Annotated in this window: 19 protein-coding genes; 9 read left to right on the top strand and 10 right to left on the bottom strand. The window is 71.8% G+C overall.

Going from position 1 to position 16,517, the window contains the following annotated elements; genetic code table 11:
- The first annotated feature begins 77 nt into the window (after positions 1–77).
- Both ABZZ04_RS21150 and ABZZ04_RS21145 read left to right on the top strand, forming a co-directional pair.
- Positions 78–704 (top strand): sensor domain-containing protein, encoded by a 627-nt coding sequence (locus ABZZ04_RS21150; protein ID WP_356933743.1) that lies wholly within the window; start codon positions 78–80, stop codon positions 702–704.
- Positions 705–712: 8 nt separating this feature from the next.
- Complete coding sequence (locus tag ABZZ04_RS21145; RefSeq protein WP_356933742.1) at positions 713–2,128, top strand: hypothetical protein; 1,416 nt, start codon at positions 713–715, stop codon at positions 2,126–2,128.
- A gap of 78 nt (positions 2,129–2,206) precedes the next feature.
- Here ABZZ04_RS21145 and ABZZ04_RS21140 read toward each other — a convergent pair whose 3' ends face one another.
- The gene (locus ABZZ04_RS21140) at positions 2,207–2,803 is read right to left on the bottom strand and encodes a CGNR zinc finger domain-containing protein (protein WP_356933741.1); all 597 of its coding nucleotides are present in this window, start codon (positions 2,801–2,803) and stop codon (positions 2,207–2,209) included.
- 38 nt (positions 2,804–2,841) lie between these two features.
- On the opposite strand from ABZZ04_RS21140, the gene ABZZ04_RS21135 reads away from it, so the two are divergent.
- On the top strand, positions 2,842–4,023 hold the full coding sequence (locus tag ABZZ04_RS21135; protein ID WP_356933740.1) for an MFS transporter: 1,182 nt from the start codon (positions 2,842–2,844) through the stop codon (positions 4,021–4,023).
- 52 nt (positions 4,024–4,075) lie between these two features.
- Here ABZZ04_RS21135 and ABZZ04_RS21130 read toward each other — a convergent pair whose 3' ends face one another.
- On the bottom strand, positions 4,076–4,309 hold the full coding sequence (locus ABZZ04_RS21130; RefSeq protein WP_356933739.1) for a hypothetical protein: 234 nt from the start codon (positions 4,307–4,309) through the stop codon (positions 4,076–4,078).
- Positions 4,310–4,419: 110 nt separating this feature from the next.
- On the opposite strand from ABZZ04_RS21130, the gene ABZZ04_RS21125 reads away from it, so the two are divergent.
- Positions 4,420–5,196: a TetR/AcrR family transcriptional regulator gene (locus ABZZ04_RS21125; protein WP_356933738.1), complete on the top strand. Its 777-nt coding sequence runs from the start codon at positions 4,420–4,422 to the stop codon at positions 5,194–5,196.
- Positions 5,189–5,851 carry a hypothetical protein gene (locus ABZZ04_RS21120; protein ID WP_356933737.1) on the top strand — a complete coding sequence of 221 codons (663 nt, stop codon included), beginning with the start codon at positions 5,189–5,191 and terminating at the stop codon, positions 5,849–5,851. The genes ABZZ04_RS21125 and ABZZ04_RS21120 overlap by 8 nt, the downstream gene beginning before the upstream one ends.
- 643 nt (positions 5,852–6,494) lie before the next feature.
- Here the strand turns inward: ABZZ04_RS21120 and ABZZ04_RS21115 are convergent.
- The 4 genes from ABZZ04_RS21115 to ABZZ04_RS21100 form a co-directional block, all read right to left on the bottom strand.
- Positions 6,495–6,659, bottom strand: coding sequence for a hypothetical protein (locus ABZZ04_RS21115; protein WP_356933736.1), 165 nt, complete (start codon positions 6,657–6,659; stop codon positions 6,495–6,497).
- Positions 6,660–6,769: 110 nt separating this feature from the next.
- A complete protein-coding gene (locus ABZZ04_RS21110) occupies positions 6,770–7,183 on the bottom strand; it encodes a hypothetical protein (RefSeq protein WP_356933735.1) in 414 nt (137 codons plus the stop codon).
- A 233-nt stretch (positions 7,184–7,416) separates the two neighbouring features.
- Positions 7,417–8,553: an NYN domain-containing protein gene (locus ABZZ04_RS21105; RefSeq protein ID WP_356933734.1), complete on the bottom strand. Its 1,137-nt coding sequence runs from the start codon at positions 8,551–8,553 to the stop codon at positions 7,417–7,419.
- Between the two features lie 154 nt (positions 8,554–8,707).
- The gene (locus ABZZ04_RS21100) at positions 8,708–9,601 is read right to left on the bottom strand and encodes an NADP-dependent oxidoreductase (RefSeq protein ID WP_356933817.1); all 894 of its coding nucleotides are present in this window, start codon (positions 9,599–9,601) and stop codon (positions 8,708–8,710) included.
- A gap of 97 nt (positions 9,602–9,698) precedes the next feature.
- On the opposite strand from ABZZ04_RS21100, the gene ABZZ04_RS21095 reads away from it, so the two are divergent.
- Together ABZZ04_RS21095 and ABZZ04_RS21090 are read left to right on the top strand one after the other, a co-directional pair.
- On the top strand, positions 9,699–10,301 hold the full coding sequence (locus tag ABZZ04_RS21095) for a helix-turn-helix domain-containing protein (RefSeq protein WP_356933733.1): 603 nt from the start codon (positions 9,699–9,701) through the stop codon (positions 10,299–10,301).
- Between the two features lie 71 nt (positions 10,302–10,372).
- A complete protein-coding gene (locus ABZZ04_RS21090; protein WP_356933732.1) occupies positions 10,373–10,663 on the top strand; it encodes a hypothetical protein in 291 nt (96 codons plus the stop codon).
- 45 nt (positions 10,664–10,708) lie between these two features.
- Here ABZZ04_RS21090 and ABZZ04_RS21085 read toward each other — a convergent pair whose 3' ends face one another.
- Positions 10,709–11,572 carry a TetR/AcrR family transcriptional regulator C-terminal domain-containing protein gene (locus ABZZ04_RS21085; RefSeq protein ID WP_356933731.1) on the bottom strand — a complete coding sequence of 288 codons (864 nt, stop codon included), beginning with the start codon at positions 11,570–11,572 and terminating at the stop codon, positions 10,709–10,711.
- A 93-nt stretch (positions 11,573–11,665) separates the two neighbouring features.
- Between ABZZ04_RS21085 and ABZZ04_RS21080 the strand changes: the two genes are divergently transcribed.
- Entirely contained in the window at positions 11,666–12,106 is a 441-nt protein-coding gene (locus tag ABZZ04_RS21080; protein ID WP_356933730.1) for an ester cyclase, read from the top strand.
- A 254-nt stretch (positions 12,107–12,360) separates the two neighbouring features.
- Positions 12,361–13,287 carry an SDR family oxidoreductase gene (locus ABZZ04_RS21075; RefSeq protein ID WP_356933729.1) on the top strand — a complete coding sequence of 309 codons (927 nt, stop codon included), beginning with the start codon at positions 12,361–12,363 and terminating at the stop codon, positions 13,285–13,287.
- Between the two features lie 45 nt (positions 13,288–13,332).
- Here ABZZ04_RS21075 and ABZZ04_RS21070 read toward each other — a convergent pair whose 3' ends face one another.
- The 3 genes from ABZZ04_RS21070 to ABZZ04_RS21060 form a co-directional block, all read right to left on the bottom strand.
- The gene (locus tag ABZZ04_RS21070; RefSeq protein ID WP_356933816.1) at positions 13,333–14,727 is read right to left on the bottom strand and encodes an MFS transporter; all 1,395 of its coding nucleotides are present in this window, start codon (positions 14,725–14,727) and stop codon (positions 13,333–13,335) included.
- Positions 14,728–14,777: 50 nt separating this feature from the next.
- A complete protein-coding gene (locus ABZZ04_RS21065; protein ID WP_356933728.1) occupies positions 14,778–15,434 on the bottom strand; it encodes a TetR/AcrR family transcriptional regulator in 657 nt (218 codons plus the stop codon).
- A gap of 125 nt (positions 15,435–15,559) precedes the next feature.
- On the bottom strand, positions 15,560–16,003 hold the full coding sequence (locus ABZZ04_RS21060; RefSeq protein WP_356933727.1) for a nuclear transport factor 2 family protein: 444 nt from the start codon (positions 16,001–16,003) through the stop codon (positions 15,560–15,562).
- Positions 16,004–16,517: the final 514 nt, after the last annotated feature.

The raw sequence follows: 16,517 nt of genomic DNA, 5'->3' as shown, positions 1-16,517 counted from the left end.
CGCAGGCCGACACCCGGACCAGCACCCCGGTGGGGCGTCTTCGCCCACTCCGTCCACTTCGTCCGGTTGTCCTCGCCGTGGTCGTCCTGGTCCTGCTCATCGGCGGCGTGGTGTGGTGGAAGTGGCCCGCGGACGACGGGCCGCGCGTGGTCGAGGGGACGGTCCAGGCGACCGTGCTCACTTCCAAAGAAGTCAGTGAGGCCATCGGCACGACCTTGGACACCGAGACCCGCATGAGCGAGCCGGCACCCTCGACGCGGGCCGATCCGCCCGGATGCTCGGTGGCGGTCGGCCCCGCGACCACCGTCGTCTACCAACGCGGCTGGACGGCCTTCCTCTCGGTGGTCCACCAGGACTCCGACACCACCGCGGAGCACACCGTGACCCAGGTCGTGGGCCGGTACGCCACCGGCACCCGGGCCGGCGAGGTCTTCGGCGCCCTCGCCGAGGGCATCGACGCCTGCACGAGCGCGGTGCGGAGCGCCCCCGGGGGAGGCGCGTCGCGGTGGACCTACCGGGTCGACAGCGCCACGGACGACACGCTGGCGTGGACGGCCACCCAGGACCGGGGCGAGGGCTGGGCCTGCTACCGGGAGGCGCGGCTGAAGGCATCGACCGTCCTCCAGACCGCGGTCTGCCAGGCCGGTGACGGCCGGACGGCCTCCCGGGCGCTCGCCGACCGGATGGCGGGGCGGGTGAAGTGAGGAATTCGATGCGCCGCGTCCGGGCGATGGCCCTGGCAGCGGTTCTGGTCGTACTCGTCGCCGTGGCACCGGCCGACGCCGAGGACGGTGCTCCCGCGGCGGGCCGGGCCGCGATCGAACCGGTGGCCCGGAGCGGTGCCTACCCCGCCGGGCTCAACGCGCAGATCGCGTCGTTCAACCGGCAGCTGGCGAATCTGCCCAGCCAGAAGAGTTTCGACGACGAACAGGCCGCGCTGGACGGGCGGACCGCCGCGTACAACAAGGAGTCGCACGCGGTTCTCGCCGCGCTCGATGTCAACGACGGGAAGATCGGCAAACACAACGCCCGCGTCGCCCGGTACCCCAACGGTGCGCCACCGGCCGTCGCCGACGCGCTCAACGCCGAGGCCGCCGCACTCAACGCCGAACAACGGAGGCTCAAGAAGAAGGCCAACAAGATCGCGGACCGGGGCGATGCGATCAAGGCGGCCCAGAAGAAGCTGGACGCCCGGAAGAAGGCGCTGGAGACCAAACTCGACACACTGCAGGAGAATCGCCGGCACCTGGTCCTCCAGATGGCGACCGCTGCCGCGAGCCTGCTCGTCCCGCCGCCGCCCGCGAGCACCGGGCAGGTTCACGGCGGCGACCAGGTCCGGCCCGCGACTCCGGAGACCCGGACCGACGGCGGTGACAGCGCCTCCGGCACCGTGAGGAACGAGCCGCTCGACCGGTACGCCGATCTCCACGACGTCGAGATCGACAGTCGGCCGGTCGAAGCCGTGCTGTCCCCCGACACCGTGTCCAAGGCGTCCGTCGACAAGCTGGGTGCGCTTCGGCCGACGCGGGTCTTCGACGGGCTGATCAAGAAGGACGACGGTACCTACCGCGCGGTGTACCTCCGCAACCCGGAGCAGCCGCCGACGGCGGAGCAGAAGGCGTTCGACGAAGTCGTCGACGACGGTGGCAGGGCCGTCGCCGTCGTCGACGGCACGAAGGTCCTCATCACCGATGTGCAACCGGTCGACGCGCCGTCCGAGCCGCAGATGCCCCAGGAGCAGCGCCATCTCGCGCTCGGGCTCAGCGGCCGGGTCCAGAGGTTCGCCGAACGGTACGACTACGAACACCTCATGGACCTGAACATCTCCGAGCTGCGCCGGGAACTCATCGGCCGGCTGGATTCACCGAACTACCGGATCCACGTCTGGCTGAAGGACATGAGCAAGACGGACTACCCCAACGTGCTGGCCCGCGGCGAGGCCTACGACCGGGGCGAGCGGAGGTTCCCCTTCGACGCCGACGGAAGGATCCCGCCGTACGCCATCGACTGGGAGCGGGCACCCGGCGTCACGGACTGGGAGATGTACCTGATCCACACCAGACCGGGCGTGCTCGAACGGACCACGTTCTACGACGAGAACGACAACGTGGTGCCCAGCCCCTTCTGAACCCGTCCTGCGGGGCGCGTCGTCGGCCGCGAAGGCGATCACGGCCGACGACGCGCCCGGTTGCCGGATCGGTGCGCCTCATCGGGTTTCGCCCGGCTGCCCGGCGGAGCGCGACCGGCGATGGGCCGCCACTCGTTCGCGGGTCGCGCACCGGCGGGAGCAGTAGCGGCGTTCCGGGCCGCTGCCCTGGGTGATGAAGGCGTTCCGGCAGCCGGGTGATGCGCAGATCCTGCCGGGCGGGCGTTGGCGGTCCCAGACGAGTACGGCCAGGGACATGCAGGACGAGGCGAGGAACCACTCGTCCCAGGGGGCGTCGTCGTCGTGGTCGAGGTGGGGATGCCAGGGAGCGCTGCCGCCGTGCGATGTCAGGCGGAGCGGTCCGGTGTGGTCCTTCAGGAGGCGGTTGAGCGCGGCCGCGGCGTCGTCGGCGTGTTCGGCGGCGAAGACCTGCCGCAGCAATGCGGCTGCCGCACGCATCCCGGCAATGTCGTGGGTGCCGAGGTCGATGGGGTCGGCCTCTCCGTACGCGCGGAGCACGTCGGCGACATCGGCCGGGTCGGGGCACTCGTCGGCCAGGACGTTGACCAGGGCGGCGGCCCGCCGGGCCGTTGTCAGTACGGAGTGCCGGGTGGACCAGTCGTCGCTGTTGGGGGACACGGATGCAATGTAACGCATCTTGTGCAGTTTTGAGTTACCTCCATAACGTGCCGGTCATGAGAAAGCGTTACTCGCTTCGCCTGTATCTCGCGGGAACGGCGACAGCCCGTGCCGGGGACGAGATGTCAGGACCGGCGCTGATGCTGGCAGGATTCGCCCTGACCGGATCGACCCTCGAAGCGTCGTCGCTGCTTGCGGGCATCACCGTCTCCGCCGCGGTCGGTGGCCCGGTGCTGGGGGCGCTCCTCGACAGGGCGGGACGGCCGGGACGCCTGCTGGCCGGCGCCCTCGTCCTCTACGCGGTCGGGCTGGGAGCGATCGTTGCAGGACTGGGCCGGTTGCCGTTCGCCGTCACGATCTTGATCGCGGTGCTCACAGGGCTGCTGGGACCGGCGCTCTCGGGCGGTTGGACGGCCCAACTCCCGCGTGTGCTGCCGGACGACCGCTTGCCGCGGGCGAACGCGCTCGACGCCATGACGTTCGGCGTGGCGGGTCTCGTCGGTCCGGCTCTCGCCGGTGGCGTGACGGAGGCGCTGGGAGCCCCGACGGCCGTGGTGGTCTCCGCGGTGCTCATCACCTCGGCACTGCCCGCCGCGTGGCGGCTGCCCGCTCGCCCGGATCGGACGCCGCGGACCGGGACGACTTCGGTGACCGGCGACCTCGTCGACGGAATGCGGGTCATCGCCGGAAGACCGGCATTGGCCCGGGCGACCATCGCCTCCGTCGTCTCCTGCGTCGCCCAGGGAATGCTGATGGCGTGCATCCCGCTCCTGGGCGAACGCGTCCTGGGCGGGGCCGGTCACGGTGCGGCGCTGCTCTCCTGCGCGGCGGTCTCCGCCCTGGCGGCCAACGCCGTACTCGCCCGGTTTCCGCGTGCAGTCGCCCCCGACACGATCATCTGGGCCGGTGCTCTCGTTCAGGCCGCAGGGTTGGCCCTTGCCGCATGGGGTCGGCCGGTTGCGCTCATCGTGGCCGTGCTCATGGCAGGGATCGGGGAGGGGCCCCAGCTGACCGCCCTGTTCGCCGTTCGCCACCGGGAGTCCCCCGAACACCTGCGGAGCCAGATCTTCACCACGGGTGCCAGCCTCAAGATCACCGGGTTCGCCCTGGGTGCAGCCGTTGCCGGACCGCTCGTGATCTGGTCCCTTCCGGGCGCATTGGCGTTCGCAGCGAGTGCGGCGGCCCTTGCGGCACTGGCGGGCTTGCCCCGGGCTGCCCCGCGATTGCTGAGGTCCTGACGCCGCCCTGGCCCGTCGTATCGGGGTTGAGGCCCGTCCTCCGCGTCGTGCGTCAGGGCACTGGGCCGTAGCCGGTGAAGCGTCCAGCCGTCCCAGGTCCTCGATGTCGTCGGGTGAGGCGAGGGGGCGGCCGGGTGTTCTCCTCGAAGATCTCCTCGGCGCGGCGGCAGGGGAGCCGGGCCCGGCCGGTCTCCGGGCGCGCGTCGAACGTCGGCGTTCCGGCCGGGTCGAGGCACAGCACCTCGTCCGTCCCGCCCCTCCGGTACTGCCGCAGTAGATCCGGCATCTGCTGCGGCAACACCCTGACGGGACGTCAAGTACCGGGCCGGGTACGAGAATCTGTGTTTATGACGTATACCTTGTGTATCTCGTACACTGACCTGGTGGGAGAGGTTCATGCTGCCCGCAGATCGCACCGGCCGTACCAACCGCACGATTGACCTGAGTGCCGTCGCAGACCTCCTGTGGCGCGCCGATCCCGACCACGCCGAGGAACCTCGCCCCCGGCTCGGCGTCAAGCTGATCGTGAGGACAGCCATTGCCCTCGCCGATGCCGAGGGACTGGACGCACTGTCGATGCAACGCATCGCCTCCGAGCTGGGCTGTACCGCGATGGCGCTCTATCGGCACATCCCGAGCAAGAACCAGCTCCTCGCGGCAATGACCGACGCCGCTACTGGCAGCCCACCGACGCCACCCGCGGCCGAAGCATGGCGCTCCGAGGTCGAAGGATGGGTGGACGCGCTGTGGGGCCTCTACCTCCGCCACCCCTGGATCCTGCGGGCACCCACGCTCAACGCACCGGTCGGGCCGAACGAACTGGCGTGGTTCGAGGCGCTGCTGAGCCCGCTCCACCGCGCCGGCCTCGACCGCGGAGACCTCATTCCGCTCGCCACCTTCATCTCCAGTGCTGTACGCGACCTGGCGAGAGTGGCCGCCGAACTCGATCCCGCGGGCGCCGCCGCATACGGCCAGGTCCTGGCCGAGCGGCTGGACCCGGAGCAGTTCCCCACCCTGTGCTCGCTTGCAGGCGGAAGCGGACTCGACGAAGCGGAGGACGGCGATGTCACGCCGATCGTCCACCACGGCATGCAGCGCCTGCTCGACGGCATCGAGGCCCGAGCCCGCTCCAACCCCTTTCCCGCACCGGACAAGGAAGAACGTCATGGATGACATCCGCATACGACAGCTGATGGGCCTGTGCGGCATCACCGCCGGGGTACTGGCTGCGGTCGGCGTCCCGCTCTACTTCGTGTACTCCGGGGCGCCGCCGGCCTCGAACGTGCTCGCCAGGATCCTGCTGAACATCCTGACCTGCGGCGCGCTCCTGGTCTTCCTGACGGGCCTGCGCCATCTGATCCGGGGCGCGGGCACCGGGTTCGAGTGGCTGGCGAGCCTGGTGTTCGGCTCCGGCCTGGCCTATGTCACCGTCACCCTGGTTGCCGCGTCGATTGAGGCGGGGACCGTCCTGGAGCACCCCGACGGGACCATGGATCCAACCGTCGACGGCACGCTGGCCCACGCGAACATGCTCCTGCACGGGTCGGTGGCCCGGCTCCTGACGGCGGTCCTGCTGATGGCCGCCGGATACGCGATCCTGCGCAGCGGGGTGCTGCCGCGCTGGACCGGGCGCTTGGCCTACGCCGTCTCGGCGGTCAACCTCGCCTTCGTGCCATCGCTGTTCTTCGGGACGGCCGCGGCCGACTTCTACAGCGCCGTCGGCTGGGGCAATACCGCCATGACCGCGGCTCTGGTCGTCTACTGGGCACTGGCCGTCGGCATCGTGGTCATGAGGCGCCCCTCCCGGCAGTTCGCACGACTCGCCTGACGGCCGGGGCGCGAGGCCGGCAGGGGGTCTCGGCGTGATCGGGGCAGGCGCGTCCGCAGCCTCCGGGCGCACCGTGTCGGCCTCGACGCACCGCTGCCCCCATTCATGAGGGCAGGTGGCTTCGGGCGCCGCTTCGACTTCAGGCCCCGTGCTCGCACGAGGAGACCCGCGGTCGTCAAGCGGCCCGACCGAGTCCGGCGGCGGTCAGGTCCTGTTCGCGCAGCGGTGTGAAGCCGACGTTGGGCTTCGGGCCGTACGCGTCGGGCTGGATGCCGAGTTCGTGGGTGCTGTACTCGCCGGACCGGTTGATGTGCTCGGTCAGGTACGGCGAGAAGTGCGCCAGGTCTTCCGGGGCGATCTCCCATCCCTTCCGAGAGGTGGCGCAGGAGCTGAGCGGTGCGGATCACGCGGCCGTCTCTGCGGCTTCCGCAGCGGTCCTGATCCGTCTTGCCACCGGGCGAACCCGTGCCCGGCACCGGCGCCCGGAGACCCCGGAGGCACCGAAGGCCCTGGAGATCCCGGAGGCACCGAAGGCCCCGGAGACCTCGGAGGGCGTCCGGCATTCCCGGCTGCCGCAGGGCCGATACCGGGGCATGGCGGGGTGCCGCCCGCGCCGTCACGGGCGGCACCCCGGGGCCCCGCGTCAGGTGCGCGGGGCCGGTCCGTCGCCGATGTCGGCGATGATCTGCTCCAGGTCGGCCGGTACCGCGCGCCGCGGAAGGGGAGCGGCGGCATCGGCCCTGCCTGCACCACTGATGCACCCGACGGACTCGACGCTGTCGACGGGCCGTTCGGCCGGATCGGACATGGAACCTCCTGCACGGTGGGGAAGGCCGGCACCGACCGGCCCACGTGGCCGGTCGGCGCAACCATCCGGTCCCGGCTCCGGTCCCGGGGTCGGCAGTGCGCCCGGCCGGATCAGGTGGTGAGGGTGAGGATCGCCGATCCGGTGCGTTGGTACGCCGCGTTCTCGGCGTACAGCCGGAAGTGGACCGTGCGGCCCGCAGCCAGTTGGAACGTGAACGAGGTGTCGGTCAGCAGCGGTCCCGACGCCCGTACGAAGCACGGCCCGTCGGTGACCGCGGGGCCGCTGCAGAACGCCTCGCGGTAGCCGGTCGTCACCGTGTCGGCCGGGTCCTTCGGGTCCCAGGCGACCGTCATCCGCCCGGTGGCCGCGTCGTAGCTGTACGTCAGACCGGTCGGTGCCGGCGCGGCTGCGGCGGTGGCGACGCCGGTCGGCGCCGCCACCGCCGGGGCGGCTGTTCCCACCGTCGCCACCAGTGCGACGGCCGCCGCCGCCATGCGGCAGGCGATGCGTATGCGGTTGCGCATGTTCCCCTCCGGGAGCAGGGGCCGCCCGCCCGGATCCCGCGTGGGCGGGTGTGCCCGGCGGGGTCCGAACGGGGACCCTGTTCGATTCGGACGGCGGAACGGTACGGGCCTGCCCGGTTGTCGGGGCGGCGGGTGGGGGACGGGGGGATGACGAACAGCCGAAGTCCTGCCACGGTCCTGCCGCGGTGCGCCGGGCACGGCCGTGCCCGGCGCCGGTCCCCGTACGAGGGGGATCAGCCCCGGCCGCAGGTGTCGCACTCGCCGCGCCGCCGCAGGTGGTACGAGTACGTCGCGGCGCCCAACGCGATTCCCCACAGCCCCCAGAAGAACATGGGTGCGTTCGTCCCCCACATCTCGGGGTCGAAGCCGCTGCGGAAGTTCATCATCGAACCGGGGAGCAGGGCCAGCGAGACGATCGACGCCGGGATGATCGCGGTCAGGGGATTCACCGGCCTGCCCGCCTTGAACCACACCCAGCGCGGCCACACCTCGCCCCACCGGCTGACCAGTCCGTGGGTGAGCAGGCTGCCCAGTGTGGACATGACCCCCAGGCCCAGGCCGATCTCCAGCATGCCCTTGGTGTCCTGCATCTCCTTCAGGAACTCGTCCGTGATCCCCAACGGCCGGCCGAAGTACCAGGCGATCCGGGTGAGGTCGTAGGGGATCGTCGCCAGCACCGCGACCCACACGGCCTTGCGACCCCATCGCAGCGCCCGCTCCGGCGAGGTCCACGAGGCGGCGGTCCGCTCGCCGCGCCCGCAGCTCGTGCACCGGCCGGCGGTGCGGCGCTGGTGGGCGAGGGTGGCCAGGGCCCACAACAGCCCGCCCAGGAAGACGATGATCAGGTTGTCCCGGTGCCAGTACAGGATGTCCTCCAGCCCGCCCTGCGGCCCCGGGATCCCGGTGAACGCGAAGACCACCAGCACCGGTGCGAACGCGACCACGGCGATCAGCGTGTAGTCCGGCACCCCGAAGGCCAGCAGCCCGGCCGTCAGCCAGCCGAAGACGAGCAGTGCCCTGCGGCTGCCCGGGGACACCGCGCGCCCCGTGCGCTGCTGACGCAGCATCATGGCTCCGACGGCCGCCGCGACGGCGCAGAGCGTCGCGAACACCGGGGCGACCACCTCGACCGGGCTCGGGTCGAGCACCGAGGAGGAGGCCCGGTCCTCGGAGACCCGGGCGAACGGGAAGCCCGCTCCGCCGAGCGCCCAGTACACGTGCGCGGCCCCGTACAGCACCGACCAGGCGATCGCGGCGGGCGTGGCCCACAGCGGCCACCGGGACCAGAGGCGCCGGAACGGACCGGGCCCCTTGCCGGTGGCCGGGCCGCCACCGCGGGCCGCCCGCTCCTCGGTCACTGCGCCGGCCATGGCGGACCGCCTCCTCGTGGATCTTCGTCGTCCTTGCACCCAAGGCTGTCAATCACGGGTCCCGTCGGGTATCTGCCGATCGGCAGACATGCCCGGGGCCGACGACTCGGGGCCGGCAAGGCGGCGGGGTCGGCGGGTGGCGCCGACCGGCTTCTCAGACGAGCAGGACCCGGCGCCCGCGGGTGTGACCGGCCCGGCTGTCCATGTGCGCCGCCGCGGCCTCGGCGAGCGGGTACGACTTCTCGACCGGGATGTGGAGCCTTCCCCGGGTGATGAGGTCGACGGCCTCGGCCAGCGCTTCCGTCATGCTCCCGGCCGAGCCGGAGAAGCGGACGCCGAGCTGTGGCGCGTTCGGATCGGCGATGGAGACCACCTTCCGCGGGTCCCCGGTCAGTTCGACGAGTTCGCGGATCACGCCCGACCCCGCCAGGTCGAGAGCCGCGTCGACCCGGCCGAGCCGCCGCACCCGTCCGGCCCAGCCCTCGCCGTACGTCGTGGCGAGGGCCCCCAGACCGCGCAGGTAGTCCTGGTTCGGGGCCCCGGCGGTGCCGATCACCGTGATGCCGCGGTCCCGGGCGATCTGCAGCACCGCCGATCCGACTCCTCCGGACGCGCCGCTGACCAGCAACGTCTGCCCGGGCCGCACGCCGACCTCGCGGATGACGCGCAGCGCGGTCTCCACCACGGAGGGGTACCCCGCCGCCTCCTCGAACGACAGCCCCTCGGGCATCCGGGCCCAGGCCGACAGCACGGCGAACTCGGCGTAGGTGCTCGCCCCTTCACCGAACACGCGGTCGCCGACCTCGACCCCTTCGACGCCCTCGCCGACCTCGTCCACCACCCCGGACGCGTCCAGCCCGACCCCGGAGGGCAGTTCGACCGGATGGGCGCCCAGGACCTGGCCCTCGCGGAGTCTCCAGTCGACGGGGTTCACTCCCGCCGCCCGCACGGCGATGCGTATGCGGCCGGGGCCCGCGTGGGGCTTCTCGGCATCCACGAGCCGCAGGACGTCCGGACCGCCGAACTCGGCGAAGCTCACTTTCTTCATGGTCTTCGTGCTCTTCGTGGTCTCCATGCCGACGACCGTAACACTAACGGTTAGTGTTTTGGAGCTGTTACGGATTTGCATTTGATAGCGTTATGGCATGACCGTCCCGACCGGGCGCCGTGAGCGCAAGAAGGCCGCGACCCGCCAGAAGATCGCGGACGCCGCCCTGCGGCTCTTCCTGGAACGCGGGTACGACGCGGTGGGCATCCGTGACGTGGCGGCCGAGGCCGACGTGGCCGTCACCACGCTCTTCTCCCACTTCGCCTCGAAAGAGGCCCTGGTGTTCGAGCGGGACGAGGAGTTCGAGCAGGGCCTCGTGCGGGCGGTCACCGAGCGCGCGCCGGACGAGCCGCTCGTCCCCGCGCTGCGCCGCGCGACCGGGGTCCTGGTACGACACTGCACGGCGGACGGCGCCGCCCCGATCTGGCACATGATCGACTCCTCGTCCGTCCTGCGGGAGTACGAGGAGTCCATGAGGCTGCGTCACGCGGAGTCGCTGGCGGCGGCCATCGCAGCCGACCCCGACCTGCCGCAGACCGCGACGGCCTGCCGGGCGGTCGCGAGGTTCGTGATCGACGCCTATTCGCTGGCCCGTGAGGCGGCCGACCCGGAGGCCGCGCTCGACGAGGTCTTCCGGATGATCGAGGCGGCCTGGGAGGCCGCCCGCCCCTCGGAGGAGCACCGCCCGGCGGCTTCCTGACCCGGAACGGCCTTCCCCGACCCGCCGCTACGGCCTTGCCGCGGTGGCGCCGGGGCGGCGATGCTGGGCCGGTGCCAGGACAGCGGAAGAGGAAACGCCGACGGGAGGCGGGGGCGCGGGCGGCCCTTCGCGCCGGTGCCGGTGCCGGTGCGGGGGAGTGGCGGGTGGTCTTCGAGACCCAGGACGTGGCGCAGTGGCATGCCCACTTGCACCGCCTGCGCGCCGGGAGGGAACGGATCGACTGGTCGATGACCCGGATCGACACCTTCTGCGGGCGCCTGGTGCACCCGACCACCTACCGGCTGAGCCTGTTCGTGCCGGATTCCGCGCGCGATCCGGACCGTGAGCATCCGGGGTCGTGAGCATCCGGGCCGTTGATCCTGCCGGGACGGTCGGGGGCTCGGCCCTCAGTGCTCCGGTCGCACGGCCTCCGGTGTCCGCTGCTCCTGCTGCTCCTGCTGCTCCTGCTGCTCCTGCTGCTCCTGCTGCTCCTGGCGTGCGTGGCGTGCGTGGCGCAGATTCTGTTCGAATCCGGTGACCAGCGCGTCCACCGCGTGGGCGAAGCGGTCCACGTCGTCGGTGCCGGCGCGCGTGCGGGCCGCCTCGGTGAGCAGCGGGTAGCGCTCGGGATCCTGCCCGGCGACCCAGTCCGCCGAGGCCGTCGCGTCGGCGGTGCCGACCTCCGCCGCGGTGTGCCCGAGGGTGAACAGCGTCACCGAGTTGATCGCGTCCAGGGCCCGGCCGAGCGGGAACCCGGCCGCGGTGAGCACCGACAGGCCGTGCTCGGCCGCGGCCAGTGCCGCCGGGGTGGCCGAGGGGCGGGCGGCTGCCAGGGGCAGTACGCCGGGATGGCGCAGCAGGCCGGTGCGGAGGCGGGTGGCGTAGTCGCGCAGGAACGCCGCCCAGTCGTCCGGGCCTTCGGGGTGGCCTTCCCTGCGTGCTTCGGCCGAACCGGGAGCGCCCTCGACCGAACCGGGAACGGCCCCGGTCGGCCCGGGAACGGCCCCGGTCGGCCCGGAAGCGGCCCCGGCCGGTCCGGGAACGGCCTCGGTGAAGACCCGCTCCACCAGCGCGTCGAGCAGGGCGGCCTTGGTGGGGACGTAGTTGTAGAGGGTCATCGCCTCCACCTCCAGCTCCGCCGCGAGGCGTCGCATGGTCAGGGCGCCGACGCCCCGATCGTCCAGGAGGACCAGTGCGGCGTCGATGACCCGCTCCCTGCTCAGCCCGGCCCGTCGCCCCGGCCCCCGGTGCCGTGTCCGATCCGTCGTCATGTTCTGCTCCACGCCTCGCCATTGACTTCCTTACATCGTAAGGATGAAACTGCTCCACGTCGTCATACTTACAACGTAAGAAAGAGGTTGGTCGTGTCCGCAGCAACAGTGGAAGTCACCGCCGGGCAGGTCGTCACCGGCTTCGTCGAGGCGATCGACGCCCGCCGGATCGAGGACTTCCCGCGGTACCTGGCCGCCGACGTGGTCGACCACAACAAGATCATTCATGGCGAGGCGGACGAGCCCGGCGCCGCGTTCGACGGTTTCCGGCAACAACTCGACGCCTTCGGCGTGCTGAACACCGAAGTCCGGCAGCTGATCGTCGAGGGCGACACCGTCGTGGCCCGGTTGCTGGTCTCCGGAACGCACACCGGTCACCACCCGCGGATGCCCGAGCCAACCGGGCGTTCCTTCGAGGTCGAGCAGATCTGGATCTTCACGGTCCGGGACGGCCGGATCGTCGAAATCCGCGCCGTCGGCGACCGCCTCGGCATGTTCCTCCAGCTCGGCTGGGACTGGCCCGCGGCCGACTGACGCGTGCCCCGGGGCGGGGCGGCGGGACGCGTCGCTCCTGCCGCCCGGTCGGGGGATGTTCGCGGGACGGAGGAGGAAAGGCGACACAAGGTGTCCGGTTTCGGGCCGAGCATGGTTCCGCCGGTAGCCGGTAGCCGGCAGTGGCCGTCGACGGATGTCGGCGGACGCCGAAAGGCGTCGGCAAGTGCCGACGCGGGCCTATGCCCGCGGACGGAAAAGAGCGGAACCGAAAGAAAAGGACACCGAGGGAACCCATGCCCGACAGGACGACACCGGACCTCGAAGGAAAGATCGCACTGGTCGCGGGAGCCACGCGGGGCGCGGGACGCGGCATCGCCGTCCAGCTCGGTGCGGCGGGCGCCACCGTCTACGTCACCGGTCGCACCACCCGGGAACGACGCTCGGAGTACGACCGGCCCGAGACGATCGAGGAGACCGCGGAACTCGTCACCGCCGCGGGCGGAACCGGCATCGCGGTCCCGACCGACCACCTGGAGCCCGACCGGGTCCGTGCGCTGGCCGAACGCGTCGATGCCGAACAGGGGCGGCTCGACGTGCTGGTCAACGACGTCTGGGGTGGTGAGCGGCTGTTCGAGTTCGACCGGCCGGTGTGGGAGCACGATCTCGACAACGGACTGCGGCTGCTCCGGCTGGGCGTGGAGACACACGCGATCACCAGCCACTTCCTGCTGCCCCTGCTGGTACGCCGACCGGGCGGTCTCGTGGTCGAGATGACCGACGGGACCGCCGCCTACAACACGGCGAACTACCGCAACTCCTACTTCTACGACCTGGTCAAGAACAGCGTGCTGCGCATGGCGTTCGTCCTCGCGCACGAACTGGAACCGCACGGCGGTACGGCGGTGGCCCTCACCCCGGGCTGGCTGCGCTCGGAGATGATGCTCGACGCGTTCGGCGTCACCGAGGACAACTGGCGCGACGCCCTGGCCACGGTGCCGCACTTCTGTGTCTCGGAGAGTCCCGCGTACGTCGGACGGGCCGTCGCCGCGCTGGCCGGTGACCCCGACGCCACGCGCTGGAACGGCCGGTCACTGTCCAGCGGCGGGCTCGCCCAGGAGTACGGCTTCACCGATCTCGACGGCTCCCGTCCGGACTGCTGGCGCTACCTGGTCGAGGTCGAGGCCGCAGGAAGACCGGCCGACGCCACCGGCTACCGGTGACCGGCCCGGATCGGCCCGGCCCGGCCCGGTTGGGGCGGCGGCTGCTCAACCGCCTGTGCGTCGAGCGGGTGCCGGTGCTGGTGCCGGTGCCGGTGCCTGCGCCGGGCGTGCGGAGGCCGTGTCGTGCTCCTCGTGACGGTCGTCCGGGCGCCGGGGCAGCCGCGACGCGGGCAGCAGGCCGAGCGCGGCGAGCGCGGCCAGGACCAGCAGGTCGGGGCCCATAGTCGAGACGGCGGACCCGGTCGCGCCGGCCGCGACGGCGATGCCGAGGGTCGGCCCGATGTTCATGGCCGTCTGCTTGAGTCCACCGACGACCCCGGCGTACCCGGGCGGCGCGTCGCCGACGACGGTCCCGGTGGCAGTGACCATCACCGTGGCGAACCCGGCACCGACGACGGCGAAGACCACGGCCATGGCCGCCCATGGACTGGCCGGGCCGAGCCGGGACAGCCACGCGATGCCGACCGCGACGAGGCCCGTGCCGACGATCGCCGTGCTGCGTGCACCGTACCGGCGCAGCGCGATGCCCGCGGCCGGTGCGCCGAGGACCATGAGCGCGGTCAGCGGGAGAACGCGCAGGCCGGTGGCGAGCGGGTCGAGGCGAAGCGTGTCCTGGAGGTAGAACGTGGCCCTGAACAGCGCGCCGAACAGGCCGGCGGTGACGGCCAGCAGGACCGCCGTCGACGCCGTCACCGGTGTGGACCGTGCCACGGCCGACGGAACGAGCGGGTGCGCGGTGCGACGTTCGTGCCGGGCGAGCACCGCCGCGACGCCCGTGACGGCGAGGAGTTCGAGCAGCGTCGGCGCGGCGGTCCATCCCCGCGCGGGCACCTCGGCCAGGGCGTGCACCAGGAGCGCGAGTGCGACCGCGAGCAGGCCCGCACCGGTGAGGTCGAGCCGCGAGGATTTCGTACGCCCGGGCGTCGGTGTCGGTGTCGGCGTCCGCACGGCGAGGGCGAGAGCGGCGATGGCCAGTGCGACGGGTACGTTGATCCAGAAGACCGCGCGCCAGCCGAGATGCGCCACGAGCACACCGCCGAGGATCGGACCGGCTCCCGCCGCCACCGCGATCGCACCGGTGCGGATGGCGATGGGCGTGCCGAGCCGGTCCGCGGGGTACGTCAGCCGCAGCAGCGCGAGGGTCGCGGGCTGCAGGAGCGCGCCGAACCCGCCCTGCGCCACGCGCAGGACCGTCACCCAGCCGACGGTCGGTGCGAGCGCGATCCCGGCCGAGGCGGCCCCGAAGCCGAGGACGCCGACGAGCAGCAGACGCGGATGCCCGTACCGGTCCCCGAGGCGCCCGGCGATGACGAGCAACGCGGCCACCGCGACCAGGTAACCGGTGCTCGTCCACTGGACCTGCGCCGTGCTCGCGTCGAGGCCACGCCGCAGGCCGGGCTGCGCCACGAGCAGGACGGTGCCGTCCAACGCGACGATCATCGCGCCGGCCACGCCGACCAGGAGCGCGAGCCGCCGCTGTACGGGTGCGGTCACGGGGCCACCGGCCCCAGATGGGCGTCCAGCACCGCCGCGATGAGCCGGTCGCGTCCTTCGTCGTCGGATTCATCGTCCAACGTTCGTTCCCCGAGGGCGAGTTGCAGACTTCCCCAGGCCCACAACTGGGCGATGCCGTGCAGGTTCGACCACAGGGCGGCGGCGACCACGGCGGGCGGCGGTACGGCCCCGTCCGGCCCGTCGGCACGTCGCGCGGCACCCTGCTCCGACCGGCACCGGGCGACGAGTTCGGTGATGTGCCCGAACAACGGAAGGGTCGACTCGCGCAGCCGGGGTCGGTCCGATGCCTGCGAAGTGCTGTCGAGCAGGTCGTGCCGGAACATCAGCTCGAACATGCCGCGTCGCTCCAGCGCGTACCCGACATACACGCGCGCGATGGCCTCCAACTGGCCGCGGGGTGTGGCCGTTTCGGTGACCGCGGCCTCGAACCGGGCTCCGATGTCCTGGAAGCCGCGACGGGCGACGGCCGAGAGCAGCGCGTGGTGCGTGGGGAAGTACCGGCGCGGCGCCCCGTGCGACACCCCGGCCCGACGGGCCGTCTCCCTCAGCCCCACGGACGCGGACCCCTCGCTGAGCACGAGGTCCACCCCGGCATCGATCAACCGCTCGCGAAGGGAGTTCTCATCATTCATGGACAGTGTCTACCAACAATGAGTAGACACTGTCTACTCGCCTGGGCGGCGGCGCTCCTCGCCCGCGGGGCGGGGCTCCCGCGTCAGGGCTCCGAGGTCAGGGCTCCGAGGTCAGGGCTCCGAGGTCAGGAAGGGGTGCAGGCCTCGGCGATCGACACGCTGTTCTCGTAGAGGTGGTGCCGGGTGATCCGGCCCGCCTCGACGGTGAGGCGCAGTGCGAAGGGGCCCTCGAAGGACTTCCCCGTCGCGCGCACCGTCCCCGAGAGGTACCCCATCAGGACGGCGTCGGTGCCGTCGACGAGGAACGTGTCGACGGAGGCCCGTGCGTCCTCGGTCACCGTGTACTCGGCCATCTCCTCGGCCTGGACGGCGCATTCGGCCCCGGTGGAGCGCGGCCGGATCCACGGGACGGCGGGGTTCTCGGCGAGCATCCAGTCGACGTCGTCGGCGAAGAGTGCGACGAGCCGCCCGGTGTCCCCGGCGATCCGGGCGTCGAGGAACTCCTGAACGACGCGGCGAGTGGTGTCGGCGACGGAACTCGCGCTGTTCTCTGCTGACTTGACGGTCATGGTCGCTCCTCGGTCCCGGGTGCCGGAACCCTCGTCGGGGATCTCGTTGACGTGCACCACACTGCCGCGGCGGGGGAGTGCGGTCGATTACCCCGGAAGTAATGGCAGGGCGGGGCTCACCACGTCCTTCGCTCGCGCTCTTCGCCCGCGCCCTCGTCACTCATGTGGGTGATGACCGTGGGTGCGGCTGACGGTACGTTGAGTATGCGTGTGCATGGGGGGTGGGCGTTCGCCCTGGTTCCGTTTTCTGTTCTGGTGCTTGTCTCTGTGCTTGTCCTGGTTCTCGTTCCGGCTGTCACACCGCACATCGCGCATCACGCACCGCACATCGCACATCGCGCAACGTCCCGCATCCCCTCGCGTCCCCTTGCGTATGTCCGCCCCGCCCCACCCCGCCCCGTTCCGTCACGTCGCGTCGCGTTGCGCGATGGGGTGCGGGCGGTGCGGGCGGTGCGGTCTTCTCGGGAATCTTCCAAGTCCCTTTCTGTGCAGAGGAGTTGCTTTGGTCGACCGC

Origin of the sequence: Streptomyces sp. NPDC006435, from assembly GCF_040612315.1 — a bacterium.
Classification (GTDB): domain Bacteria; phylum Actinomycetota; class Actinomycetes; order Streptomycetales; family Streptomycetaceae; genus Streptomyces.
Note: the sequence above shows the minus strand (reverse complement) of the source record. Positions and strands in the feature narration are given on the sequence as shown.